The sequence below is a fragment of the Rossellomorea sp. GAMAL-10_SWC genome, assembly GCF_049568075.1.
Classification (GTDB): domain Bacteria; phylum Bacillota; class Bacilli; order Bacillales; family Bacillaceae_G; genus Gottfriedia.
The window spans coordinates 3,209,998-3,236,483 of sequence record NZ_CP144911.1; the positions used below are offsets into that span (position 1 = coordinate 3,209,998).

Genomic DNA, 26,486 nt, shown 5'->3' on the forward strand with positions numbered 1-26,486 from the left:
AATAAAGACAATCAGTTCTACTGAAAAACAAGTCGTTAATTAAATCGGTCAAATAAAAATCCTCTATTATAAAAATAGAGGATTTTTAAAATTAAAATAGAACTTTTTCTGATTTTTGTTGATTAATCATTTCTAAGAAGCTCTCGAATGGTTGAGTACCAATGTCACCTTCGCCACGTTTACGAATAGCTACAGTATTATTTTCAACCTCTTGATCACCAACTACTAACATAAAAGGTAATTTTTGAAGTTGTGCTTCACGGATTTTATATCCAATTTTTTCGCCACGTAAATCAGCTTCAACACGAATTCCTGCAGCTTTTAATTGATCAGCAAGTTTTTGTGCATATTCATTGTGAACACTTGAAATTGGTAATACAGCCACTTGAACTGGTGCTAACCATAATGGGAATGCTCCAGCAAAATGTTCAGTTAAGATTCCTAAGAAACGGTCAATTGAACCATAAATTGCACGGTGGATAACAACTGGACGTTCTTTTTGGTTATCTTCATTAACATAAGTTAAATCAAATTTCTCAGGCATTTGGAAATCTAATTGAATTGTAGCGCATTGCCAGCTACGTTTTAATGCATCTTGAATATGGAAATCGATTTTAGGACCATAGAATGCGCCATCGCCTGGGTTTAATTTAAAGTCTAAGTTCTCAGATTTTAGAACATTTTCTAAAGCCTGCTCTGCTGAGTTCCACAACTCTTCTGAGCCCATTGAATCTTCTGGGCGAGTTGATAATTCTACTTTATAAGTGAATCCGAATACGCCGTAAATTTCTTTAATTAAGTTAATTACTTCAATAATTTCGCCTTCAATTTGGTCTGGACGACAGAAGATATGTGCATCATCTTGAGTAAAAGTACGAACACGCATCATACCATTTAAGGCACCAGAATATTCATGACGGTGAACTTGACCATTTTCACACATACGAACCGGTAGATCACGGTATGAATGTAATTTATTTTTATAAACTAACATATGACCTGGGCAGTTCATCGGTTTTAATGCGAATTTTGTTTCATCAACCTCAGTAAAGTACATGTTTTCATGGTAGTGATGCCAGTGACCTGATTGCTCCCATAATCTTTGATTCATAATGAATGGTGTACGAACTTCTTTGTAATCTTTTGAAGTTTGTAATCCGCGCTCATACTGTTCTAATTCATTACGGATAATTGTACCTTTTGGTAAGAAGAATGGCATACCAGGTGCTTCTTCAGAGAACATGAATAATTCAAGTTCTTTACCTAATTTACGGTGATCACGTTTTTTAGCTTCTTCTAATAAGAATAAATGCTCTTCTAATTCCTTCTTACTTGGGAAAGCAGTACCATAAACACGTTGAAGCATTTTATTATTCGCATCGCCTCTCCAATAAGCTCCAGCAACTGATAATAATTTAATCGCTTTTACACGGCCAGTTGTAGGAACATGTGGTCCACGGCAAAGGTCTACGAATTCACCTTGAGTATACATTGAAATAACTGCATCTTCTGGTAAATCACGGATTAATTCTAGTTTAAATTCATCGTCTAATTCAGTGAAGAATTTAATTGCCTCTTCACGACTAACTTCTGAACGAGTAATCGGTAAGTTTTCTTTAATAATTTTTTCCATTTCTTTTTCAATTTTAGGTAGGTCTTCTACTTTAATTGAAACAGGAAGATCAATATCATAATAGAAACCGTCAGCAGTTACAGGTCCAACCCCAAATGCAGCTTTTTCGCCTTTATAAAGACGTTTTACTGCTTGAGCTAAAATATGCGCTGAACTATGACGCATCATTTCTAATCCATCTTGATCATCTTGAGTAATTATTTGAACTTCACACTCTTCAGTAATAGGTGTATTTAAATCCACTAATTTACCATTAATTTTTCCACCAAGCGCTTTTTTCTTTAAGCTAATGGAGATTGAACCCGCGAAATCTTCAACTGTTGTATTTTGTTCCACCTCGCGAATTGATCCATCTGGTAATTTAATTGAAATCATTTAAGTTCACTCCTTTTTCAAATTAATTTTGACAATAAAAAAAGAGCACACTCGTAGGGACGAATGTGCTCGTGGTTCCACCCTAATTTAATGTACACAAAAATAAGTATACAAAATCTCATCGTTTTAACGGTCTACACCGATAGTAGTTACTTGTATAAAAATTTACGTTCCCCACTATAGCTACAAGGTGGTAAGTCATTCAACGTATAGAGAATTCTCGCACCAAATGAATTCCTCTCTTACTATCGTCTTGAACGCTCGTGTCCTTGATCTTTGCTTTTCCTTATTCGTATAAAAGTATTATATAGAATGTCATTGAATTCTTCAAGTACTCATCTTAAGATAAATTTAATTGTTTTATCATTCTATTCAATCTTTATTCAGTATGTTACAACATTACTTGTTTTAAACACTAACTACTGAATTCTTTATTTCATTTAATAATTTTTCTTTCCATTCTTTTTTCCATTTTTCACTTCGCCCTGTATGACGATTTATATTTACTAAGGAATTTCGTCCTGTAAAGCAAATTTCATTTTGAGGATTAATCCCCATATAGTGTAAATCGATTGATGAATTTCCTACTTTTGCAATTTTTACGTACACATCGATGATTTCATTAAAAAATACTTGTCGTAAGTAATCACATTGTAAATCAGCAACAACTGGAATAAATTCACTATGATTTGCCGTCCATTCTTGCATAAGCCTTAAATTTTTTAAATACTCAATTCGTGCTTCTTCAAAATAAACGAATGGAACTGTATTATTCATATGTCCAAACATGTCCGTTTCACTAAATCGAACTTTAATAGTAATCTTAAATGAAAACTCAGATTGCCACTCCTGTATATTAGATACATAATTCATTTTCCCCATCGAATTTGCCCCCTTACTATTTATATTATAGCATTAATTTCTTTAAAGAATGAATATTCATTCAGTTTCAAAGGGGACAGGATGAAGGAAATAAGGGACTTATAAAATAGTAAAAGGCTTCATTAGAGAATAATATCTTCTCTACTAATTTTTCTATCTACTGCTCTCCCTTTCTTTAACCTAAGCCTGTTTAGTTACTAAAAAACACCCTAAACATTCAATAATTTTGATGAATATAATTTCCATGTTTAAATGTAATTCTTTTGAAATGATTATTTCGCATCCAAGCATCTACACTTTTTTCAAAAAGTTCTCCCCCATATATTGGGTATTTTTCAGAAATAGGATTTTTTTCATTATATATCTTATTTTTAAAATCATTTGTCCTGATTAAGTAACATTGATCTGAAAATCCATAACCAATATAAAAGTTTTCAACTTCTTCAAATGATTCTTGTTTTGCCTCAAAAATATTTCCATTCCATACTGGCTTTGCTACTTTAAATCTTTCATCCTCTTGAAGTTTTAATATTGATAAATCAATCCAATTAAAAGGCTTTTCTAAAATAGAATCACTTGAAAAATGAAGTAAAAACTCTGTATTGCAATGATAAATACTAACAAGTTCTGAGATTGAAAGTAATAACCACCTTTGAAGCTTTCCTTCGTAACCTCAAAATAATTGAGGGCTTCCTTTGAATAATTATCAACTATTACATATGACGATAAAACATCCCTTGCGACAGTTTATCTGCATGACGACTGACTTCCCTTACATCTTATACGTTATTAATATATAAAATTTTTTCTTTAAATTGAAATTGATTAAACTCATCATTTTTTCGCCGCTCTGTCTTTAAAAGTATTTCCCAATCTTTTTCAAAGCATTTCGTCTCAAATGTCACTTCAAACTGTTGCATTCAAGTCAACCTCTGTTCGAAAGGGGTAAGACACCGCACATCCCTTTGCTGCCTTTACTATTGATATGATTTAAAAGTGGAGTTTATTAGAAGATATTTATTTAAACATGCAAAAAAAGCATGTCCCCTAAGGAACATGCTTTTATAATTATTAAATTTCGTCGCTTCCAAAGAAGTCTTTGAAAGATTGGATTGTAGTTGCACGGTTTAATGCTGCAATTGAAGTTGTTAAAGGAATACCTTTTGGACAAGATTGTACACAGTTTTGTGAGTTACCACAGTTTGATAGTCCACCGTCTCCCATAATTGCATGTAGACGTTCTTCCTTATTCATTTCTCCAGTTGGATGAGCATTAAATAAACGTACTTGTGAAAGCGGTGCAGGCCCAATAAAGTTAGATTTACTATTAACGTTTGGACAAGCTTCTAAACATACACCACAAGTCATACATTTTGATAATTCATAAGCCCATTGACGTTTTCTTTCAGGCATTCTTGGTCCAGGACCTAAGTCATGCGTTCCATCAATTGGAATCCATGCTTTAACGCGTTTTAAAGAATCGAACATGCGGCTACGATCAACTTGTAAGTCACGTACTACTGGGAATGTGCTCATTGGCTCAAGACGAATTGGTTGTTCCAATTTGTCAATAAGCGCAGAACATGATTGTCTTGGTTTACCATTTATAACCATAGAACATGCTCCACAAACTTCTTCAAGACAGTTCATGTCCCAAGAAATTGCAGTCGTTTCTTTTCCATTTGAATTAACTGGATTTTTACGAATTTCCATTAACGCCGAGATTACGTTCATATTCGGACGATAAGGGACAGTAAATGTTTCTTCATATGGCGCAGTATTTGGTGAATCTTGACGTTTAACAATAACAGTAATTGTCTTTTCAGCAGTCATTGTTCCATTATGCATTTGCTTTGTCCTCCTTCTTCTTAGAATAGTCACGTTTTCTAGGTTGAATTAATGATGTATCAACATCTTCGTAATGGAATAATGGTGAATTTGATTTCTCATCAAATTTAGCCATTGTAGTTTTTAAGAATTCCTCATCATTACGTTCTGGGAATTCAGGTTTATAGTGAGCTCCACGGCTTTCATTACGGTTATATGCACCTAATGTGATAACACGTGATAAGTGAAGCATGTTTTCTAGTTGACGAGTAAATGAAGCACCTTGGTTACTCCATTTAGCTGTATCATTAATGTTAATGTTTTGATAGCGCTCATAAAGCTCTTGAATTTTTTCATCAGTTTTTAATAAGCGATCATTGAATCGAACTACAGTAACGTTGTCTGTCATCCATTCTCCAAGCTCTTTATGAAGAAGGTATGCATTTTCTTTACCGTCCATTTTATAAATGCGATTCAATTTTTCTTTTTCTTCATTAGCATTTGATTCAAATACAGAAGTTGAAACATCATCTGAAGATTTAGCTAAACCATTTACGTATCTTACAGCATTTGGTCCAGCAACCATTCCACCATAAATAGCAGAAAGTAATGAGTTAGCTCCTAAACGGTTAGCTCCGTGCATTGAGTAATCACACTCACCTGCAGCAAATAAACCAGGAATTGTAGTCATTTGGTCATAGTCAACCCATAATCCACCCATTGAGTAGTGAACTGCTGGGAAGATCTTCATTGGAACTTTTTTCGGATCATCACCTGTGAATTTCTCATAAATCTCGATGATTCCACCAAGTTTTACATCAAGTTCATGTGGATCTTTATGTGAAAGATCTAAATAAACCATGTTTTCACCATTGATACCAAGCTTGTGGTCAACACATACAGAGAAAATCTCACGTGTAGCAATATCCCTTGGTACAAGATTTCCATATGCAGGATATTTCTCTTCTAAGAAATACCATGGTTTACCATCTTTATACGTCCAAACTCGTCCACCTTCACCACGAGCACTTTCACTCATTAAACGGTTTTTATCATCTCCAGGGATTGCAGTTGGATGGATTTGAATAAATTCACCATTTGAATAAACTGCACCTTGACGATATACAGCTGCAGCAGCTGAACCAGTGTTGATAATTGAATTTGTCGTTTTACCAAAGATAATACCAGGGCCACCAGATGCCATAATTACAGCATCCGCAGGGAAACTTACAATTTCCATTGATGTTAGGTTTTGTCCAACGATCCCACGACATACGCCTTCATCATCAACAATAACTCTTAAAAATTCCCAGCCTTCATACTTTTGAACAAGACCTTCAGATTCGTAACGACGAACTTGCTCATCTAATGCATATAATAATTGTTGCCCAGTCGTAGCACCAGCAAATGCTGTACGGTGATGTTGCGTTCCACCGAAACGACGGAAGTCTAATAGTCCTTCAGGCGTACGGTTGAACATTACACCCATACGGTCCATCATATGAATGATGCCAGGTGCTGCTTCTGCCATCGCCTTTACAGGTGGTTGGTTTGCTAAGAAATCCCCACCATAAATTGTATCATCAAAGTGCTCCCAAGGAGAGTCACCTTCACCTTTTGTATTAACAGCACCATTAATTCCACCTTGAGCACATACTGAATGTGATCGTTTTACGGGAACTAATGAGAATAAATCTACTTTTGTACCAGCTTCAGCGGCTTTAATTGTTGCCATAAGACCAGCTAAACCGCCACCGACGATAATTATTTTCCCACTCATGACTCTCTCTCCTTACAAATTCGCTAGTTGTGGATCAATGAATGCAAAGATAGCAGTTAATCCAACGAATGATAATACTACGAATATACCTAATGTAACATATGTTGAAATACGTTGTGATCTAGGTGTTACTGTAATTCCCCAAGATACGAAGAACGACCATAATCCATTAGCAAAGTGGAAAATTGTTGAAATTACACCTACTATATAGAAAACTAACATAAATTTTGAAGTAAAAATATCAGCCATCATATTATAATCAACCGTTGCTCCTAGTTGAGCAGCGATACGTGTTTGCCATACGTGCCAAGTAATAAAAATTAAAGTAACTACACCAGAAATACGTTGGAATAAATATAACCAGTTACGTAAGTATCCATAATTTTTAACATTGCTAGTTCCAGTGAACGCAATGTATAGTCCGTAAATTGCATGGTATAAAATTGGTAAGAAAATGACAAAAACTTCTAAAAAATAGCGGAATGGTAAATTCGCCATAAATTCAGCAGCTTTGTTGAACGATGTTGCTCCATTTGTCGCAAAATGATTGACAACTAAGTGCTGTGTTAAAAAGATCCCAACCGGAATAACTCCTAGCAATGAATGAAGTTTTCTAAAGAAAAACTCCCTTCCATTCTTGTTGCTCATGTAAACCCCTGCCCCCTTTAGTTTGTGCACATGAAAAATTTAATTCCTCTATTATTCTAAAAAAATAGAATAAATAAGCAATACGCATAAAAAGTCGAAATTTTTATGACATTTATCTACAACCCATTTTACTCCTGATAATATAGGAGGTCAAGAAAACGCGTACATTTTTCTTTACTGAAAAAACTTCTCATTTAGATTGGTAATCCTTGTAATCTACTGTTGTCGAATTATTGTTTTTACTATTAAATATTGTATATAATAAAAACATGTTTTTTTAGGAAAGGGAGAGTTATCCGACCATGACGAACGGCATTGAAAATTTAAATATTCCGGGAAATATTTCTGGTTTTGGCTATGAGCTAATACGTAACGATTTATTGAATGATTTATTAGGAAAAGAGCAAAATGATATTTTATATTGGGCGGGTAAAATGATTGCCAGGAAATATCCTTTAGCAACCTTTGAAGAAATTATAGAATTTTTTGATCAAGCTGGTTGGGGTACTCTTACTGTTGAAGAAGAAAAGAAGCAAGAAGTTCATTTAACACTATCTTCTGAATTAATTACATACAGAGATCAACAAAAAAAGAACGTATCTTACCAACTAGAAGCTGGATTTCTAGCGATGCAAATTCAACAGCAAATCGATGTTATAGCTGAAACGTATGAAGAGCAAAGCAAAAGAGGCGACAAAGTAAAGTTCCAAGTAAAATGGGATTTAAAAGATCCAATTACAAGAAGATAACACGAAAAACACCACAAGAACTTTGGTCCCTTGTGGTGTTTTCTTTTGAATAATTTTTTCTTGAAATATTGAAATATAAGTTCAATTACAGGTACAACAATGAGTATTAACCAATAAATCATTAAGTCCAAATTTTTACTTCAATTTAAGAAAAAGATCAGGTAGTTATTATTTAACTTACCCCTTCTCTTTCCTTTCCTTACTTGGATCCTGCCTTCTAATTCCCTCAAAATTCTTGTTTCTTTTAACTCCCTTAATAATAGAATTTAACAAGAATAAACAAATAGAAACAAAAAACAAAATGGCGAGTATTAATAGAACGAACTGTAGCACAATTTCTCCATATCCGTAGGCAAGTATACTATGCCCCATTATTAATACCTCCTTCTTTTATTTACCATTTAGCCGTTCGCCTTACTTATTTTAAATTTACAGAATCTTTATATAATTTATTCGCTTAACGATTAAAAAACCCTTTTAAACGCTATCACTATACTATACGGCTCTGTATATCTGAACGTGATGAATATTGATAAAATCAATATTTCAAAGCCTATATATAAGTATTTGAACGCCTAAAAGGGTTTATTTTACTATTTAGTTTTCCACTACTACTTCTTCATTAATACGATCTAATTCATATCCTTTATGAAGAGCGTGAACTGCTTCTTGTAATTTTGATTTTGGTACAACTGTAGATACTTTAATTTCAGAAGTACTTACCATTTTTACAGGGATTTCACTTTCAGCTAAAAATTTAAACATTTTTGCAGCAACACCTGGATTTGAAACCATTCCACTACCTACAATTGATACTTTAGCAAGTTCACTTTCAAAATCAAATGAGCGGTAACCTAAAAATTCTTTCTTTGATTCTAGAACCGCTATTGCTTCCATCATATTTTCAGATTTGATCGAGAATGAAAGATTTACTAAGTTATCTGATGTTACGCTTTGGATGATAATATCAACATCAATACCTTCACTTGCTAATAAAGTAAAGATTTTAGGTAATAAATCTACATGGTTATTTAAACCATTTAAAGTCATCCTTGTTACATTAGATTCGAATGCGATTCCTCTTACGACTGATTGTTGTTCCATTTGTGTTTCCTCCCCAATAAATGTACCGATTTCATCATGTTGACTTGAACGAACTTGAATTATTAAATTATAATTTTTTGCGAATTCTACTGCTCTTGGATGTAAAACCGCTGCTCCTAAAGCTGCAAGCTCTAGCATTTCATCATAAGAGACATGGCTTAGTTTAGAAGCATTTGGTTCAACTCTTGGATCCGTAGTATAAACACCTAATACGTCCGTATAAATATCACAACGTTCTGCATTTAAAGCAGCTGCCAATGCAACAGCTGTTGTATCTGAACCACCACGACCTAATGTCGTAATTTCATTGTTGTCACTTAAACCTTGGAAACCAGCAACAATTACGATATACCCTTCATCAAGTAATTGTTGAATTCGATCAGTATGAATTGTTTCAATACGAGCATTTCCATGGACAGATTCAGTTTGAATTCCAGCTTGCCAACCAGTTAGTGAAATAGCTTTAAAACCTTTAGCTTGGATTGCCATTGCTAGTAACGAAATCGAAACTTGTTCCCCTGTAGTAAGTAACATATCTAATTCACGTTTACTGTTTTGCGGACTAATTTGAGCTGCTAAACTAACTAGTTCGTCTGTATGATGTCCCATTGCAGATACAACTGTAACTACTTGGTTTCCTTCTTTATATGATTTGGTTACTGTTTCAGCAACATGCTGAATTCGTTCAATTGAGCCTACTGAAGTACCACCGAATTTCTGAACAATAATTCCCATTTTTCTCATCCTCACTTTTTACTTAAAAAAGAATACAAAAAAGCGCGTGAAGCAATGTTCACGCGCCTAATTTACAAATAAAATAAAATAGACAAATCATCAACATCTCTTCAATAGCTCCCCGCATAATTATTATGCGACAGTACTACATTTCTTAAATGCAGTCCCAACAAAATGAATTGTGGATTCATTTTATTTCGGCAAAACTTCCTTTCAACTGTCCATCACAACGCCACACGTCTATGACAGCATACTTTTAAGTTTTGCACCTCTATTACGAGAGAAAATCATTTAATTTTAACTAAAATATAAATTATTTTGAAAATAGTGTCAAGATAAAAATTTTGGCAACTATGTTACTCTTTATGGAAATGCTGATAAATTTCTTCTGCAACATTTTTTGGCATTTTAGCTGCTATTAACTCATCGATTGATGCCTCTTTTATTTTTTTGACCGATCCAAAATGTTTAAGAAGAGCTTTCTTTCTTGTTCCACCAACACCTGCTATGCCATCTAAAGCCGATTGAACCATTGATTTACTATGAAGCTGACGATAGAATTCAATCGCAAACCTGTGTACCTCGTCTTGAATTCTTTGTAATAAAAAGAATTCTTGGCTTTGTCTTCCAAGTTGGACAATTTGAGGTGGTTGTCCGATTAATAACTCTGAAGTGCGGTGCTTTTCATCTTTAACAAGTCCAGCTGTTGGGATGTATAGGCCTAACTCATTTTGGAGTACATCTTCAACTGCAGCTAGATGTCCTTTCCCACCATCCACAATTATTAAGTTTGGTAAAGGTAAATTCTCTTTTAATGCTCTCGAATATCTTCTACGTACTACCTCACGCATTGAATCGTAATCATCAGGTCCTACGACAGTTTTGATTTTATATTTGCGATAATCTTTTTTTGAAGGTTTTCCGTCTATAAAGACAACCATAGCTGAAACAGGATTTGTTCCTTGAATATTTGAATTATCGAATGCTTCAATTCGATATGGAGTTTCAATATTTAAAATATCCCCTAGTTTTTCTATTGCTTTAACTGTTCTTTCTTCATCTCGCTCAATTAACTTAAATTTCTCACCGAGTCCAATTTTGGCATTTTTATTTGCTAATACTACGAGTTCCTTTTTTTGGCCTCTTTTTGGTTGGAATACAGGAATTTTTAGTAAACCTTTTAGAATTTCAGTATCAACTTTATCTGGTACAAAAATTTCTTTTGGTTTTATATTGTGTGGTTTTTCATAAAATTGCCCAATAAACGATAGGAATTCTTCTTCTGGTTCATCGTAAATTGGAAAATATGATACATCTCTTTCAATTAATTTTCCTCTTCGAATAAAGAAAACTTGAACACACATCCATCCCTTATCAACCGCATATCCAAATACATCTCGATCAACTAAATCACTACTCATCATTTTCTGCTTTTCCATAGTCGCTTCAATAGATACAATTTGGTCTCGATACTCTTTCGCGCGCTCGAAATCTAATTGTTCAGATGCAGCAAGCATTTTTGCCTCTAATTCTTTTCGTATTTGGTCTTCCCCACCGTTTAGAAAACGGGCAATTTCATTAACTATTTCCTGATTTTGTTGATCAGTTACTTCTTTTACACAAGGCGCAAGACACTGACCAATATGATAATATAAACAAACTTTATCTGGTAATGAAGAACATTTTCGTAATGGATATAGACGATCTAATAATTTTTTTGTTTCACTAGCGGCTGTAGCATTAGGGAATGGTCCAAAATATTTCCCTTTATCTTTTTTTACATTTCGCGTAATTAATAAGCGAGGATGTTTTTCAGCAGTGATTTTAATAAAGGGGTATGATTTATCATCCTTTAACATGATGTTATATTTCGGATCATATTTCTTAATTAAATTCATCTCAAGAATTAAGGCTTCCATATTTGAAGAAGTAACAATATATTCAAAATCAGTTATCTCTTGAACTAATCGATATGTCTTACCATCATGGGATCCCGTGAAATAAGATCTTACTCTATTTTTTAACACTTTAGCTTTTCCTACGTAAATGATCGTCCCTTGAATATCTTTCATCAAATAACAACCAGGCTGATCAGGTAGTAGCGCTAATTTTTCTTTTAAGTGATTGTCCATTTCCTCTCACCTCTTTCGTGCAATTGTACACTTAATATTATAATCTCCATATTTAAAAACTGAAAATACTTTAATGATATTAAGTAAAAATTAAGTTTTCTATTGTAACTTTAATTTCATCAAGAGAAGAAAAGGAGAAATGTTAAGATGAAAAAAGTAAGAGTAGTTCATTTTTGGATAGGTGTGATTGTTTCGGTTTTCTTACTAATCGAATCTACTACAGGAATTATCCTGTATTTCAATAAAGGTGGCGAAGAAAAAGGAAGATTTTCTATGCAAGGTCAGTTTCCATCGGGTGGACAGTTTAATGGTAACCAACAATCTCAAAATAGCGATCAAAACACAGCGCTTCAAAATGGACAAAGTGGTGATAATACTCAAACTCCATTTCAAAATTTTGGAAAGAGAACTGAGCAGTCTGCATTTTCAGTCAAAAGCTTACATACCGGCATAATTGGTTTAATTAGTGGTATCGGTCTTTTTATACTTACTGGAACAGGTTTAGCGTTATCTTGGATTTTGTGGAGTAATAAACGAAAAATGAGAAAAAGAAAAGAAAAAGTATCCGTGGCTATCTAACAAAAAGGGTGTCCCTGAAAAGTACTTTTATGGGACCTTTCTTTTTTCTTCATTATTGGGATTGGGAAATCAGTGGTCAATTGGCATTTGGCATTTTTAATTTAAAATAAAAACCATCCAAAATATTTTGTAGTGACCCCATAAAGTTAGACTGGTTACTTCAATTAGGCAGCCTGTTGGGCATGAACTCGGTATTTTACTGGGCTCATGCCTTTTAATTTTGCCTTAATTCGTTTGTTATTGTAGTAATCTATATATTTAGCTAGTTCTTGTTTAAAGTGTTCGACACTGTTAAATTCTTTAAGATAGAGTAGTTCAGATTTCATGATACTAAAGAAACTTTCAATTACTGCGTTATCGTAACAGTTTCCTTTTCGTGACATACTCTGAGTGATTCCACGTTTAATAAGAGCACTACGATATTTTTTCATTTGATAGTGCCACCCTTGGTCTGAATGAATTAGTAGTGTATCGGAATCTGTTAAACGTTCAAGAGATTGTTCTAACATATTTGATACAAGTGAATAAGTTGGACGTGAACCAATTGTATAAGCAATTATTTCTCCATTATATAAGTCCAACATAGGTGAAAAGTATAGCTTTTCTCCAAATAATTTAAATTCAGTTATATCTGTAGCCCATTTCTCATTTGGTTTTTCAGCTTGAAAATTTCGATTTAAAATATTGGGTGCAATCTTACCTACTTCACCTTTGTAAGAGCGATATTTCTTTACCTTCACAAGTGATTTTATCCCTAGTTCTTTCATAAGTCGTTGAACTTTTTTATGATTTACTTTATAACCACGATTCGTAAGCTCGTCTCGAATTTTACGATAGCCATAACGAAATTCGTGTTCCTCATAAATTTCTTTTATCAGCACTTTTAACTCTGCGTCTGGATCAGGACGTTCTAGATTTTTCATCCAATAATAAAACGTACTACGCGGAATACTGGCTAGCAGTAGAAGTTCTTTTAACGAAAACTCATGCCTTAATTCATAGACAACTTTTACTTTGTCTTGTTTCGTGATTTTTCCTTGTTTTGAACTAAGGCATTCAACTTTTTTAGATATGCATTTTCCATGCGTAAACGTTCTATCTCAGCTTGAAGTTCTTCAATTGATTCTACAACAGGTGTAGTTTTCTTTGTTTCTTTTTTCATGGAAAGTCGCCCCTTTTTCTTTGATTCTAGGGCGTCTTGTCCTTGTGTTTCAAATTGAGTCCTCCATTTTCGAATCGTTCTAGGGGAAGGAATACTGAAAATTGCAGCTGCTTCATTAGGTGACGTCCCGTGGTCATTCATATACTTTAATACGTTTAGTTTAAACTGTACCGAATAACTTGTATATGACTTTTTAAGCAATCCATTAATCCCATTTTCCTTATATTGAGCTACCCAGTTTCTCACTTCAGCATGGGACGTTCCAAATAACTTACCAATAGAACGAAAACTTTCCTTACCTTCTAAATAACGCATAACTACCGCTAATTTATGTTCAGTAGTAAATTTAGTCATAAAAAATGCACCTCCAAATGTTAGTCGTGTCTAACATTTGGGGTGCACTTCAAATATTTCTGGATGGTTTTTACTTTTATGTTTACAGCTTGAGAAATTACGAAGTCGCAGTTTCCACTTCTACTTGTTCTTGCTCATTACCTTCTTTATCTCCAGCTTTTCTGTTCGTTAATTTAATTGGTGTTAGGAACAATGTTACGATTGCACCAATTATGATGAATCCTAAACCAACAAAGAATACTTGGTGTAATGAATCCATTAATGATGTTTTAATAATCGGTAACATACCTTCTAAAATTGGCTTAGGAATTAGCTTCTTAGCATCCGCATTAAATAACATTGTAAATACAGATTGAGGAGTTGTATTAATCATGTCTTTAAATTTGTCTACTAATGGTGCAGCTTGAGCTGGTAATTTATTTAAAAATGGAACTAAATCATTGTTTAGAAGTGTTCCTGATTTACTGTTCATTACAGCACCTAAAACAGTTGCTCCAAAAGTACCACCGATTGAACGGAAGAATTGGCTAGAAGATGTTACAATCCCTAATTCCTTCTTATCAAATACTTCTTGAAGAGCTAGAGTAATTGTCGGCATTACTAAACCAATCCCTAGACCCATAACTCCCATAAAGATTGTTGCAATCGTTTTAGTTGAATTCATATCTAAAGTTGTTAATAAGTATAAACCTAATGCAATTACGAACATACCCGTAATAATCTGTGGTTTAATACCTATTTTAAATACAACCTGACCACCAATAATACTTGCAATAATCATAGTGATCATCATTGGCGTCATAATTGTCCCCGATTGTGTTGCACTTACTCCAACAATTCCTTGCATGAAGAATGGTACGAACATAATTGCACCAAACATTGCAATTGTCATAAAGAAACCAATTAAGTTCAATGTTACGAACGTTCTATTTTTAAATAAATGCATTGGTAGTATTGGCTCTTTAGCTTTATTTTCTGCGATCACGAAGCTAATGATTCCAACTACTGCTAATACAAATAAACTAATAATTTGCCAAGAATTCCAATCATACTTAACTCCACCTAAACTTAAACCAAGGAGTAAGCTTACAACACCGATAATCATAGTCACCATACCAGCGATATCGAAATTGATTGGTCCAGTATTTTTTCTTCCTTTTAAACCTAATGCAATAAAAATTGTTGCGATAATCCCTACTGGAAGGTTAATGTAGAATACCCATTTCCAGTTTAATGAGTCAACAATCCAACCACCGATTTGTGGACCGATTACTGAAGCTAAACCGTAAATTCCACCGAAAACCCCTTGGAATTTCGCACGTTCTTTACCTGTAAATAAATCCCCGATTACAATCATCGCCATCGGCATCATTACACCGCCACCGATACCTTGAATACCACGGTAAATAATTAATTCAGTCATGTTATGGGCAATACCACATAATGCTGAAGCTGCCATAAATATAACTAAACCAGCAATATAAACACTTCTACGACCTAATAAGTCTGCTAATTTACCTGCGATCGGCACTACTGTAGTTGAAGTTAATAAGTATGCTGTTGTAAGCCAAGTCATCATACTTAAACCACCAAGGTCTCCAACTATTTTAGGCATTGCAGTACCAACTATCGTGCCATCTAATGCCGAGAAAAACATTGCAATAATTAGACCAATTAGCAATAGTTTACGATTGCCTTCTTTTTGAACAACTGTATTTGTAGTCAAAATATATTTCTCCCTTCTCTCCCATATCTTTTTTCTTTTTATAATTACTAATACAAAAAAATATTTTGTGAAAATTTCTATAAATCTGCTGCAGCATTTGCAAGCTTTTCAGTAATCTTTGCAAATTGTAATAACTCTTCGTCAGAAAGGTTAAACAAGAAACCTTCAAAAATTTCTTTTCGATCTTTTATCACTGATTCTAATTTTTTAATACCTTCATCAGTTAACATAATATTTACAACTCTTCGGTCCTTTTTATCATGTTCTCTATAGACAAAGTCATTATGTTCAAGTCGATCAATCATAAATGATACAGCACTTGGTTTTACACCCATCATCTCTGCGATCTCAGATATTTTACAGCTTTCTTTTTTTCGTAAGTACATTAAAACAAAAAATTGAGTAGCTGTTACACCATGACTATTCATACTTTCTGTCACTTTTGGTTGCATTTTATGAATAGTGCTTTGAAGTGCAATCTGGATCCGTTCAATGTACTCATTTTTGTTACCCAAGAAAGTTAACCTCCTTTAAAAATTAATCCAAATAAATATTTAATGTCTGTTAAATATTAATGCTTATTAAATATAAAACGTGACAGAAAAATAGTCAATCTTATTTACATTAGAAATTTTTAACATTACTCTCATTAATCATATTGCTAATTATAATGAAAACATTTACATTGGCTTGTGTTATTGGTTTTATTAATATTGTTCTAACCAGCTTTTTTTAGTTAAAAATGCAAAAAAAAGAAATGCACTCATATTATGAGTGCATTTCTTACAAATTATAATTAACCAATATGTGGCGTAATTAATTCTTCTAAAGCTTCTTTAGGTTTGAAACCTAAAGTTTTTTCAACTACTTCTCCGTCTTTAAGAACGAATAATGATGGAATGCTCATAACTTCAAATTTAGCTGCTGTTTCTTGGTTTTCATCAACATCAACTTTAACAATTTTAACTTTTTCTCCATATTCAGAAGCTAATTCTTCTAATACAGGAGCAATCATTTTACAAGGACCACACCAAGTTGCCCAAAAATCAACTAATACTACACCTTCTTTTGTTTCTTCTGCAAACGTTGCGTTTGTTGCATTAACAATTGCCATTTATTTTTCCTCCTACCTGCGCAATCTACATAAGTAAAATATGTAGAATGACATAATTTGTTATAATTTTAAAGAAAGTATACCATATGAGAATTAGCATTTTCTATTTATTTGCTCAAACTTACTATTTCCAAACAAATAGTTGATATACCAATGAAAGGACTAAAAAAGTGATAACATTTGAAAGAATTACAACAGACTTAATTGAAGTAATAGAAGAAATTACAAATTCAAATCAACATTACAATTTAATGGAGAATGGTCGTTTAACACGAACAAAAGAAGAACTAATGAAGGAATATTTTTTTTCCTCACACCAAACGGAAACTTATTTTATTAAATTAGATGATACCTATATAGGATTAATTGATTTTTTAGCGCTTAATCCTAAAGATAGTTTTCCATGGCTAGGTCTTTTAATGATCCATCATGATTACCATGGATATGGATTTGGAACAAACGCATTTATATTATTTGAAGAACTACTTATAAAAAGAAATATTCACGGGTTACGATTAGGTGTGTTAATTAATAACGAACAAGCAAAATCTTTTTGGAAATCTCAGGGATTTAAATATATAGAAAATAAAACGAATGCAGATGGTATTGATGTAGAGGTTTATGAAAAGATTTATTCATAATATTTTCATATTATTTTCATATTTAAATGTTAAAATATTGATTGTCTGCTACATGAGACGTCAAGATTATCGATCTAGTCCATGAGTAACAATTCAATCCGCTACTTTTGTCACAATTTTGTAAAATTTCAGCCGATTGTTGTATGTTTTTTATGTTAATATATTATTGAATATAATAATAATATTCAAAAAATTTATCACGAATGGAGTGGCAGTTATGAGAAAACCTTTTCGAAAAACGTTTAATCAATTAGTTAATGAGAATAAACAATCTTTATTACGAAACAAAGAAGAAATCGAAAAAATTGAAAGAAAAATTGAAAAGCGCCACGAATTGTTATCTGAAAAAAACAAACTAAACAAAGCTATTTCTTAATTTTTAAGTAATCCTATAGAGGGATTACTTTTTTTGTGTTTAATACGTTTTGTATTTCTATTTGAATAAGCGACGATCTCTTTATTTACCCCTGATCTATTTGTTTCCTACCCCGTCAGTATAATAGATAATTTACATCCTTAAATAAAGTTAAAACTCTAATCTTTATATTTGTGCCTTAAGCACTAATACTCTTCACTTATGTCCTCAATTACTACCATTTTATTTCCATTTATCCTATTAAGAAACTATTTAATGGAATTTTTTGGAAATGATATTTTTGAAAATTCTCTTAAAAAATCAACGAATGATATGACCAAACCAGTACATTCCTAATAATTAGCTTAATAGTCATACTTTTAGTTAATTCCAGTTCAAAAGCACTTTCAAAAATATTCTAAAATAATATTGTATAGATTATTTTTGTAATATTCAAAAAATAGATAAGTATAAATATCATGTAGTCCAAAAAAAAAAGGAGGAATACAATGAAAAAATTATTAAATGGAGTTTTAGCGGTAGGTTTAGTTACAGGTATTATATCTAGTTTTGGTCCAAGTAAAATAACAGAAGCCTCTTCACCTCGTAAGTCACAAATATCTAGCATAAAAAATCTTTCTTTAAACCAGCAGGTTAAGGAATTAACAGAAACTAAAAAGCGAAGTCGTATTATGAATAGTCTTAAACTGGCCTTACCGCTTCCTTCCACTAGTGAGATTAATAAACTTAGTAAAGAAAAACAGAAATCATTGATGAAAGAAATCAATCAAAGTAAGAAACCATACTATAGTCCTGACAGAATAATTATCAAACTAAAAAATAATACTACCATGTCAATTATTCAAAAATCTACACTGTTACCAGTTAAAAATGTCTCTTCACTATCAAAAGATACATATATTGTAAATTTAACACAAAAACAAGATATGAAAGCTTTAATTGCAAAACTAAACAGTCAACCTAATGTTGAATATGCAGAGCCAGATTATATCCGTACTACTTTAACAAACGATACGAATTTTACTAAATTATGGGGATTAAAAAATACAGGTCAAACTGTTTTTGGTTCAGTCGGTGTACCAGGAATGGATATAGGTGCTGAAGGAGCTTGGGCCAAAACGAAGGGATCCTCCTCACTTGTCGTAGCTGTAGTTGATACTGGTTTAGATACGACTCAAGCAGATTTAGCTTCAAACATATGGGCAAATTCTGGGGAAGTAGCAAATGACGGAATCGATAATGATAAAAATGGTTATATAGATGATAAAGACGGATGGGATTTTTATAACAATGATAAAACTGTTTATGATGGTTATTTAAAAGACGATTTTCATGCCACTCATGTAGCAGGTACAATTGCTGCAAAATCTGATAATAATTTAGGCGTAGTCGGAGTTGCCCCAAATGTGAAAATTATGCCCCTTAAATTCCTTGGAGTTTCTGGTGGATATGATTCCGATGCAATACTTGCTTTTAATTATGCTAAAGCAAAGGGTGTTAAAATTTTCAATAATTCTTGGGGTGGATACGGTTACTCCCAATCATTATATGATGCAATGAAAACAAACGGTGGATTATTTATTTGTGCAGCTGGAAATGATTCGGAAAATAACGATTCTTCAGATTACAAATCCTACCCAGCTAGTTTTGACTTATCTAATATTATATCTGTAGCTTCAATTAATAATATGGGCGAGCTTTCATGGTTCTCAAACTATGGTAAAAAAAGTGTGGACTTAGCCGCTCCAGGAGAAGATATACTAAGTACTTTTCCAAAAGATTGGAATGCTGAAGGCTTTATGGATTACGATTATTTATCTGGAACATCTATGGCAACTCCACATGTAACTGGTGTTGCTGCACTTGTAGCAAGTCAAAATCCATCTTTAAATGCCACTTCAATTAAATCTGTACTGATGAGTACTGTAAAAAAATTAAGTTCACTTAATAATATCACTGCAACTGGTGGACTATTAAGTGCTAAAAATGCTTTAGTTGGTGACGATGATATTCCTGGTGTAGCCTTATCTTCAACCGTATCCGGAACTTTAAACAACTCTAGTGACAAAGATGATGTATTTAGAGTGGCGCTGAGAAAAGGTGAAAAAATAACTCTAAATTTAACTGGTGCTTCGGGAACAGATTTTGATTTATACCTATATGGTACTAAAGCAACAACAGTAAAAATTAATCAAGATATGGTTGCCCATTCTGAAAAGGCCGGTTCTTCCACTGAAAGTATAGTGTATACTGCTCCAAGTAGTGGTACTTATTATGTAGATGCATATTCTTATAGTGGTTCAGGCTCTTACACATTAACGAGTAAACAAGGAGTAACAGCAGGTACTTATGAGAATACTAGCTCAAATATTGAATATGTAGGTAATTGGTCTACATCTTCAAATAGTAGTGCTTCAGGTGGATCATTTATTATCGGTAATAATTCAGGAACTTTGGCAAATTTAGTGTTTAATGGTACATCTATTAAATTAGTAGCAACCAAAAACAGTGCACAAGGAATCGTAAGTATTAAAATCGACGGTGGATCAGCTTCTGAAGTTAATCTTTACTCTGCTTCATCTGTATATAAATCGGTTGTTTACACTAAAACAGGTCTATCTAGCGGAAAACATACAATCACTGTTTCCTATACTGGAAAAGCTGCTCCAGGTTCTCGTAAATCAGCTACACAAGTAAATATTGATAGCTTTATCGTAAATTAAATAAACCTTAATTAAATAAGTAAAAAAATTATAAGGCCAGTGTGAATTCGATTAATATTCGGAGCACACTGGCTTCTTAAATTAGTAGCACATTTTTTCTTTCATAACACCGTTAGTGAAAATCAATCACATTTTATATTATTAAGTTGCCATTATTCCTGAACTAAACTAAAATAGGCGAACTCTTACAATAATATAGACGTACTATATAGTACATTGGTCTAGAAATTGGAGGTAAAAGTATGCATCATCATCCATTTTGGAATTCACATCCGCATCATCCCCAACATCCTATTAGAAACGGTGTTCAAGGTCATGTACAAACTGATCATCAATCAATCATGCAAATGTTCATGAATCTTGAAAATCAAATTACAAACCTTGTAAAAGCAATAGAAGCGAATAATGAATTACTTAGACAACTTGAACAAAAACAAAATCAAGTTGTAACAAGTGGCGGTGGATCAGTCATTGTTAGGATGTAATGACAATGGCTTGTAAACGAATAGAAGAACTATAAGTGAGGTGTTACAAAAGTTAAAATACTTTTGAACCCCTTCTTTTTTATTTGAATTTTTTTCATGACGTACACTTAAAAAACACAAAAAAACCCACAAGATACTTGTGGGCTATTATTTATAGTTCTATATTAAGAGTTAACTAATACAGCTTTAAATTCTTCTGTTAATAAAGGTAATACTTCGAATAAGTCCCCAACGATTCCATAGTCAGCTACTTTGAAGATATTAGCTTCTGGATCTTTGTTAATTGCAACAATTACTTTAGAGTTTGACATACCAGCTAAATGTTGAATAGCTCCTGAAATACCACATGCAATATATAAATCAGGTGTTACAACTTTACCAGTTTGACCAATTTGTAAAGAGTAGTCGCAATAGTTAGCATCACATGCACCACGAGATGCACCTACAGCAGCACCTAGTACTGAAGCTAATTCTTTTAATGGGTTAAAGCCTTCTTCACTCTTAACTCCACGGCCACCAGCAACAACCACTTTTGCTTCTGAAAGGTCTACACCTTCACTCGCTTTACGCACAACATCTTTGACGATTGAACGTAAGTCTTTAATTTCAACTGAAACAGTTGCTATATCACCAGTGCGAGTAGCATCTTTTTCTAATGCTGAAATGTTATTTGGACGGATTGTCGCAAAAATAAATGGATCTACCATAACTTTTTTCTCGAATGCTTTACCTGAGTAAATCGGACGAGTGAAAACAATATTTCCACCAGCTACTTCGATAGCTGTAACATCTGAAATAAGTCCACTTTGCATACGAGCAGCAAGTTTAGGAGATAAATCTTTACCTAAAGCTGTATGACCGAATACTAGACCTTCTGGTTTTTCTTGGTCAATAACTGCTAAAAGTGCTTGAGAATATCCATCAGAAGTATATGATGCTAATTTTTCATCTTCAACAACGATTGCACGATCTGCACCGTATTGAATCATTTCAGTAGCTAATGTACTAACTGATTTACCTACTAATACAGCAACTACTTCTCCGCCCTCAGCAACTGTTTTAGCCGTACTTACTGCCTCAAATGAAACATTTCGTAGTGTTCCTTCACGAACTTCGCCTAATACTAATACTTTACGTGACATGTTATTTCCCTCCAAAATTATCTATTACGATATTAATCTATTATTTAAGTTCTAATATTCAATAAAATTAGATTACTTTTGCTTCAGAACGTAGTAACGAAACTAATTCTTTTACTTGATCCTTTAATTCACCAGTTAAAACTTTGCCCGCTTCTTTCTTCGCAGGTAGGTAAATTTCAATTGTTTTCGTTTTTGCTTCAACTTCATCTTCTTCTAAATCTAGATCATCTAATTCTAATTCATCTAAAGGTTTTTTCTTAGCCTTCATAATACCAGGTAAAGAAGGATATCTTGGTTCATTTAAGCCTTGTTGAGCAGTGATTAATAATGGTAAAGATGTTTCGATGATTTCTGTATCACCCTCTACATCACGTTCGATTGTAGCTGTTGTACCATTAATGTCAATTTTAGTAATTGTTGTCACGTAAGGAATATTTAATAATTCAGCAACGCGTGGACCTACTTGACCTGTACCTCCATCAATTGCAACATTACCTGCTAAAATAATTGAAGGATCTTTATCTTCTAAGTATTTAGCAATAAGTTTAGAAGTTGTATATTGATCAGCATTTGTAACGTCATCTTCAACGTTAATTAATACAGCTTTATCAGCACCCATAGCTAGTGCTGTACGAAGTTCTTTTTCACTATCTTCGTTACCAATTGTTATAACAGTTACTTCGCCACCATGAGCGTCACGAATTTGAATTGCTTCTTCAACTGCATACTCATCGTATGGATTTATAATAAATTCAGCGCCATCCTCTTGGATTGCACCATTTGAAATTGTAATTTTCTCTTCAGTGTCAAATGTTCTTTTTAATAGTACATAAATGTTCATTGTTATACCCTCCCAGGAAATGTAACTACATCTATTTTTTAAAAATATTAAACTACTTATTTATTAAACACTGGTTTTCTTTTTTCTAAAAATGCCGAAATACCCTCTTTTGCATTTTCAGATGTAAAAATTTCTCCAAATAATTTAGACTCTTCTTCCACCGCTTCATGATATGAAGTAGTTCTAGTAGAAGATAGTAGTTGTAGAATATATTGAATTGATTGCATACTTTTATTTGCAATTTTAGCTGCTAATGCATTTGCTTCATCTAATAAAGTTTCTTCTGGCACTACAATTGTAGCTAATCCAATTTTCCCAGCTTCAATACCAGAAATTGGTTCAGAAGTCGCAAGCATAACTAACGCTTTATCTTTTCCTACATAACGTGGTAATCGTTGTGTCCCTGCAAACCCAGGAATAATTCCTAAGTTTAATTCAGGTAAACCAAGTTTTGCGTTTTCTGCAACAACTCGAATATGACAGCTCATTGCAAATTCTAGTCCGCCACCTAATGCAGCTCCGTGAATTGCTGCGATGATTGGCTTAGAATAATTTTCAACACGATCAAAAACTAGTTGACCTCTTCTTGCAACAGCTGCTGCATCTTCAGCATTTTTGAAAGAAGTAAATTCTTTAATATCTGCACCTGCAGAGAAAAATCTACCTTCTCCATGAACAACTAAAACGCTTACATCATTGTTATTTTCTAATTCATCTAAACGCTTAACTAAATCAGCAAATACAACCGAAGACATTGCATTTGCTGGTGGATTTTGAATTGTTAATAATGCAATACCATCGGATATTTTACATTGAATTAAACTCACGACTATTCCTCCCTATTTTTCAAAATGTACTAGAACGTTAATTTTGGTACCCGCATCCTCTTATTAAAAGTTGGTGAACTTTATCGGCTTTTGACTCTAAATCTTGTTTTTGACCGGTCATTACCCAATGGGTCATCACTTCATCAATTGTGCCGAAGATCATTTGTCTAGCTGTACGAATATCCAATTGTTTGTCGAACAAACCACTATTAATTCCTTCATTTAAAATTGAATCAATGATATGTAGATACTCTTTTAGTACCTCATTTATTCTTAATCTCAGGTCAATATTAGTTTGTCTTACTTCCAATTGCATAACGATTGCTAAATGAGAATCTTTAGACATTTCATAAAAGTGAGTTTTTACCAACATTAATAATTTCGATATCGCGTCCGGTTTACCTTCAATTTTTTCACGAATTTTTTCAGTAAAATTTCCCATCTTCTCTTCAAACAGTGAAATTAAGATGGATTCTTTATTTTTAAAATACAAATAAATTGTTCCGTCAGCTACACCAGCCTGTTTTGCAATTTTAGAAACCTGCGCTTGATGGTAACCATTTTCAGCTATTACAACAACTGCAGCATCAATTATTTGTTTATATTTTGGTTTATCTCTTTTCATTTTTTATTTACCCCTTCTTACAGTGAATGAATAATCATTCATATTCTCATAATACAAATTTATCAGAAAATTGTCAATTGTCCTTTAATATTTTGTGTATAAAATTTCTTTACAAAAGCTTTTAATATACTATTTAATCTTTGTACTTTCATTCAATTTTATCAGGTTTCTTTTCTAATCAATCTTTAAATTTATTTTAGCATAGTATTTTGATAACAGTTCATAAAATAAAGAGGGATGCCTATGTGATCATCCCCCTTATATTATTAAATTAAATTTTCATCAGAATCCACAGGTTGCGTATTCTTTTGTTTTTCTTCTTCTAGTAATGTTCTTCTTAAGATTTTACCAATCATTGTTTTAGGTAATTCATTCCTAAATTCATAAATTCTTGGAACCTTATAAGCTGCTAAATATTTCCGACAAAAATCATCTAGTTCAGCCTCAGTAACTGATTTTCCTTCTTTTAATACAATGTAAGCTTTAACCGTTTCTCCACGATATGCATCAGGAATACCAACTATAACTGCTTCTTTAATAGCCTCGTGTTCATATAATACTTCCTCAATATCTCTAGGGTAAACGTTAAACCCTCCTGCATTAATCATATCTTTCTTACGGTCAACGATATAAAAGAAGCCTTCTTCATCCATATAGCCTAAGTCACCTGTATATAGCCAGCCATTTTTTAACGTCGTTGCGGTTTCCTCAGGTCGATTCCAATACCCCTTCATTACTTGTGGTCCTGAAACGATTAATTCCCCAATTTCACGATAAGGTAACTCTTCGTCAGTTTCTAGAGATACTATTTTAGCATCTGTACTTGGCCAAGGAACTCCAATGCTGCCCGTTACTCGCTTATCCCAAAGGAAATTACTATGTGTAACTGGAGAAGCTTCTGATAAACCATAGCCCTCTACTAATTTTCCGCCTGTCACCTTTTCAAATTGATCTTGAACTTCAACAGGTAGCGCTGCAGACCCACTTAAGCAAGCATGAATACATGAGATATCGTTATTCTTTAAATCAGGATGATTTAATAATGCAATATACATTGTTGGTGCACCCGGGAACAATGTAGGTCGATATTTATTGATCGCCACAAGCATTTGAGTTGCATCAAATCTCGGAACGATAATCATTTCATACGCACACATGATTGATAAATTCATACATGTCGTCATTCCATATACATGAAAAAATGGTAACACAGTCAAAATCTTTTCTTGGCCCTTCTGACTTTTATATAACCATTTCTCTGCCATTAACGTATTTGATGCTAAATTTTTATGTGTAAGCATAACACCTTTAGGAAATCCAGTAGTTCCTCCAGTATATTGAAGTATTGCTACATCTTCCACACTACTACTTGAGAGATCCTGTTCAATCGGTGCAGATATTTGCATAATAAAACTAAATTGATGAATCGAGTGATCATTAGGAAACTCTGGTGCCTTTGGTTGTTTTGAATAAGGATATAACAGCTTTTTAAAAAGTGGTAAATAGTCCTTAATCCCAGTAACAAAAATATGTTGTAGATTAGTAGATTTTTTTACTTCGTACACTCTTTTAATTAATAAATCTAAACAAATAATAGCTGTTGCACCACTATCATTCATTTGATATTCAAGCTCACGTTCTGTATATAGCGGATTTGTTTGGACGATAATTGCTTCTGCAAAAAGAATCCCATAATAAGCAATCACTGCTTGAGGGCAATTAGGAAGCATAATTGCAACTCGATCGCCTTTTTTAATTCCTAAATTCCTTAAAAAATTGGCGAATCTTAAAGACTGAATATAAATTTCATTAAACGTCATCGATTTCCCAAGGAAATTAAGCGCTTTCTTAGCTGGATATTTTGAAGCTGTTTGCTTTAAATATGTTGGTAATAAATCAAACTGTTCGTCTAATGTAGCTGGTATTTGCTCTGGATACTGACTCACCCAAGGCTTTACTCTTGGTTCCTCCATACCATTCACCACCAGTATTTTAAAAGTATGTTCATACTAAAATTAGTATATGT

The 26,486-nt window shown here is 33.2% G+C and carries 23 protein-coding genes and 1 riboswitch; of the genes, 6 read left to right on the top strand and 17 right to left on the bottom strand.

Annotated features, from left to right (window positions below):
• Positions 1 to 91: 91 nt before the first annotated feature.
• The 6 genes from thrS to V5E38_RS15965 form a co-directional block, all read right to left on the bottom strand.
• The gene (gene thrS, locus V5E38_RS15940) at positions 92 to 2,008 is read right to left on the bottom strand and encodes a threonine--tRNA ligase (protein ID WP_499210730.1); all 1,917 of its coding nucleotides are present in this window, start codon (positions 2,006 to 2,008) and stop codon (positions 92 to 94) included.
• A 408-nt stretch (positions 2,009 to 2,416) separates the two neighbouring features.
• Complete coding sequence (locus tag V5E38_RS15945; protein WP_499210731.1) at positions 2,417 to 2,890, bottom strand: acyl-CoA thioesterase; 474 nt, start codon at positions 2,888 to 2,890, stop codon at positions 2,417 to 2,419.
• Positions 2,891 to 3,669: 779 nt separating this feature from the next.
• Positions 3,670 to 3,810 (bottom strand): hypothetical protein, encoded by a 141-nt coding sequence (locus V5E38_RS15950; protein ID WP_499210732.1) that lies wholly within the window; start codon positions 3,808 to 3,810, stop codon positions 3,670 to 3,672.
• 151 nt (positions 3,811 to 3,961) lie between these two features.
• Entirely contained in the window at positions 3,962 to 4,723 is a 762-nt protein-coding gene (gene sdhB, locus V5E38_RS15955) for a succinate dehydrogenase iron-sulfur subunit (RefSeq protein WP_056473098.1), read from the bottom strand.
• A 7-nt stretch (positions 4,724 to 4,730) separates the two neighbouring features.
• The gene (gene sdhA, locus V5E38_RS15960) at positions 4,731 to 6,497 is read right to left on the bottom strand and encodes a succinate dehydrogenase flavoprotein subunit (protein ID WP_097978388.1); all 1,767 of its coding nucleotides are present in this window, start codon (positions 6,495 to 6,497) and stop codon (positions 4,731 to 4,733) included.
• Positions 6,498 to 6,509: 12 nt separating this feature from the next.
• A complete protein-coding gene (locus V5E38_RS15965) occupies positions 6,510 to 7,145 on the bottom strand; it encodes a succinate dehydrogenase cytochrome b558 subunit (protein ID WP_097978387.1) in 636 nt (211 codons plus the stop codon).
• A gap of 302 nt (positions 7,146 to 7,447) precedes the next feature.
• Between V5E38_RS15965 and V5E38_RS15970 the strand changes: the two genes are divergently transcribed.
• A complete protein-coding gene (locus V5E38_RS15970) occupies positions 7,448 to 7,894 on the top strand; it encodes a YslB family protein (RefSeq protein ID WP_499210733.1) in 447 nt (148 codons plus the stop codon).
• Between the two features lie 597 nt (positions 7,895 to 8,491).
• On the opposite strand, the gene V5E38_RS15975 is transcribed toward V5E38_RS15970, so the two are convergent.
• Positions 8,492 to 9,733, bottom strand: a complete 1,242-nt coding sequence (locus tag V5E38_RS15975; RefSeq protein WP_387328973.1) for an aspartate kinase — start codon at positions 9,731 to 9,733, stop codon at positions 8,492 to 8,494.
• 106 nt (positions 9,734 to 9,839) lie between these two features.
• Positions 9,840 to 10,015, bottom strand: a riboswitch (Lysine riboswitch).
• 74 nt (positions 10,016 to 10,089) lie between these two features.
• Complete coding sequence (gene uvrC, locus V5E38_RS15980; protein ID WP_499210734.1) at positions 10,090 to 11,865, bottom strand: excinuclease ABC subunit UvrC; 1,776 nt, start codon at positions 11,863 to 11,865, stop codon at positions 10,090 to 10,092.
• A 147-nt stretch (positions 11,866 to 12,012) separates the two neighbouring features.
• On the opposite strand from uvrC, the gene V5E38_RS15985 reads away from it, so the two are divergent.
• On the top strand, positions 12,013 to 12,444 hold the full coding sequence (locus V5E38_RS15985) for a PepSY domain-containing protein (protein WP_097978382.1): 432 nt from the start codon (positions 12,013 to 12,015) through the stop codon (positions 12,442 to 12,444).
• A gap of 164 nt (positions 12,445 to 12,608) precedes the next feature.
• On the opposite strand, the gene V5E38_RS15990 is transcribed toward V5E38_RS15985, so the two are convergent.
• The 4 genes from V5E38_RS15990 to trxA all read right to left on the bottom strand — a co-directional run bounded on the left by V5E38_RS15990 (position 12,609) and on the right by trxA (position 16,800).
• A protein-coding gene (locus V5E38_RS15990; RefSeq protein ID WP_499210735.1) for an IS3 family transposase occupies positions 12,609 to 13,960 on the bottom strand; the annotation gives its coding sequence in 2 pieces (ribosomal slippage) (positions 12,609 to 13,513 and positions 13,513 to 13,960; 1,353 coding nt in all).
• Between the two features lie 97 nt (positions 13,961 to 14,057).
• Positions 14,058 to 15,686 (bottom strand): MDR family MFS transporter, encoded by a 1,629-nt coding sequence (locus V5E38_RS15995; protein ID WP_499210736.1) that lies wholly within the window; start codon positions 15,684 to 15,686, stop codon positions 14,058 to 14,060.
• 77 nt (positions 15,687 to 15,763) lie between these two features.
• On the bottom strand, positions 15,764 to 16,201 hold the full coding sequence (locus tag V5E38_RS16000) for a MarR family winged helix-turn-helix transcriptional regulator (protein WP_098566243.1): 438 nt from the start codon (positions 16,199 to 16,201) through the stop codon (positions 15,764 to 15,766).
• 281 nt (positions 16,202 to 16,482) lie between these two features.
• The gene (trxA, locus tag V5E38_RS16005) at positions 16,483 to 16,800 is read right to left on the bottom strand and encodes a thioredoxin (protein WP_056472391.1); all 318 of its coding nucleotides are present in this window, start codon (positions 16,798 to 16,800) and stop codon (positions 16,483 to 16,485) included.
• Positions 16,801 to 16,970: 170 nt separating this feature from the next.
• On the opposite strand from trxA, the gene V5E38_RS16010 reads away from it, so the two are divergent.
• The 4 genes from V5E38_RS16010 to V5E38_RS16025 all read left to right on the top strand — a co-directional run bounded on the left by V5E38_RS16010 (position 16,971) and on the right by V5E38_RS16025 (position 21,025).
• Complete coding sequence (locus V5E38_RS16010; RefSeq protein ID WP_499210737.1) at positions 16,971 to 17,441, top strand: GNAT family N-acetyltransferase; 471 nt, start codon at positions 16,971 to 16,973, stop codon at positions 17,439 to 17,441.
• Positions 17,442 to 17,658: 217 nt separating this feature from the next.
• Positions 17,659 to 17,817, top strand: a complete 159-nt coding sequence (locus tag V5E38_RS16015) for an FbpB family small basic protein (protein ID WP_097978379.1) — start codon at positions 17,659 to 17,661, stop codon at positions 17,815 to 17,817.
• Positions 17,818 to 18,305: 488 nt separating this feature from the next.
• Positions 18,306 to 20,540, top strand: coding sequence for a S8 family serine peptidase (locus V5E38_RS16020; RefSeq protein WP_499210738.1), 2,235 nt, complete (start codon positions 18,306 to 18,308; stop codon positions 20,538 to 20,540).
• Between the two features lie 242 nt (positions 20,541 to 20,782).
• Entirely contained in the window at positions 20,783 to 21,025 is a 243-nt protein-coding gene (locus V5E38_RS16025) for a hypothetical protein (RefSeq protein ID WP_499210739.1), read from the top strand.
• Between the two features lie 164 nt (positions 21,026 to 21,189).
• On the opposite strand, the gene V5E38_RS16030 is transcribed toward V5E38_RS16025, so the two are convergent.
• The 5 genes from V5E38_RS16030 to V5E38_RS16050 all read right to left on the bottom strand — a co-directional run bounded on the left by V5E38_RS16030 (position 21,190) and on the right by V5E38_RS16050 (position 26,433).
• Positions 21,190 to 22,167, bottom strand: coding sequence for an electron transfer flavoprotein subunit alpha/FixB family protein (locus V5E38_RS16030; protein WP_499210740.1), 978 nt, complete (start codon positions 22,165 to 22,167; stop codon positions 21,190 to 21,192).
• Positions 22,168 to 22,234: 67 nt separating this feature from the next.
• Positions 22,235 to 23,008 (bottom strand): electron transfer flavoprotein subunit beta/FixA family protein, encoded by a 774-nt coding sequence (locus V5E38_RS16035; protein WP_097978376.1) that lies wholly within the window; start codon positions 23,006 to 23,008, stop codon positions 22,235 to 22,237.
• A 56-nt stretch (positions 23,009 to 23,064) separates the two neighbouring features.
• Positions 23,065 to 23,835 (bottom strand): Clp protease/crotonase-like domain-containing protein, encoded by a 771-nt coding sequence (locus tag V5E38_RS16040; protein ID WP_499210741.1) that lies wholly within the window; start codon positions 23,833 to 23,835, stop codon positions 23,065 to 23,067.
• A 37-nt stretch (positions 23,836 to 23,872) separates the two neighbouring features.
• Positions 23,873 to 24,460: a fatty acid metabolism transcriptional regulator FadR gene (fadR, locus tag V5E38_RS16045; protein WP_056472373.1), complete on the bottom strand. Its 588-nt coding sequence runs from the start codon at positions 24,458 to 24,460 to the stop codon at positions 23,873 to 23,875.
• 266 nt (positions 24,461 to 24,726) lie between these two features.
• A complete protein-coding gene (locus tag V5E38_RS16050) occupies positions 24,727 to 26,433 on the bottom strand; it encodes an AMP-binding protein (RefSeq protein WP_499210742.1) in 1,707 nt (568 codons plus the stop codon).
• Positions 26,434 to 26,486: the final 53 nt, after the last annotated feature.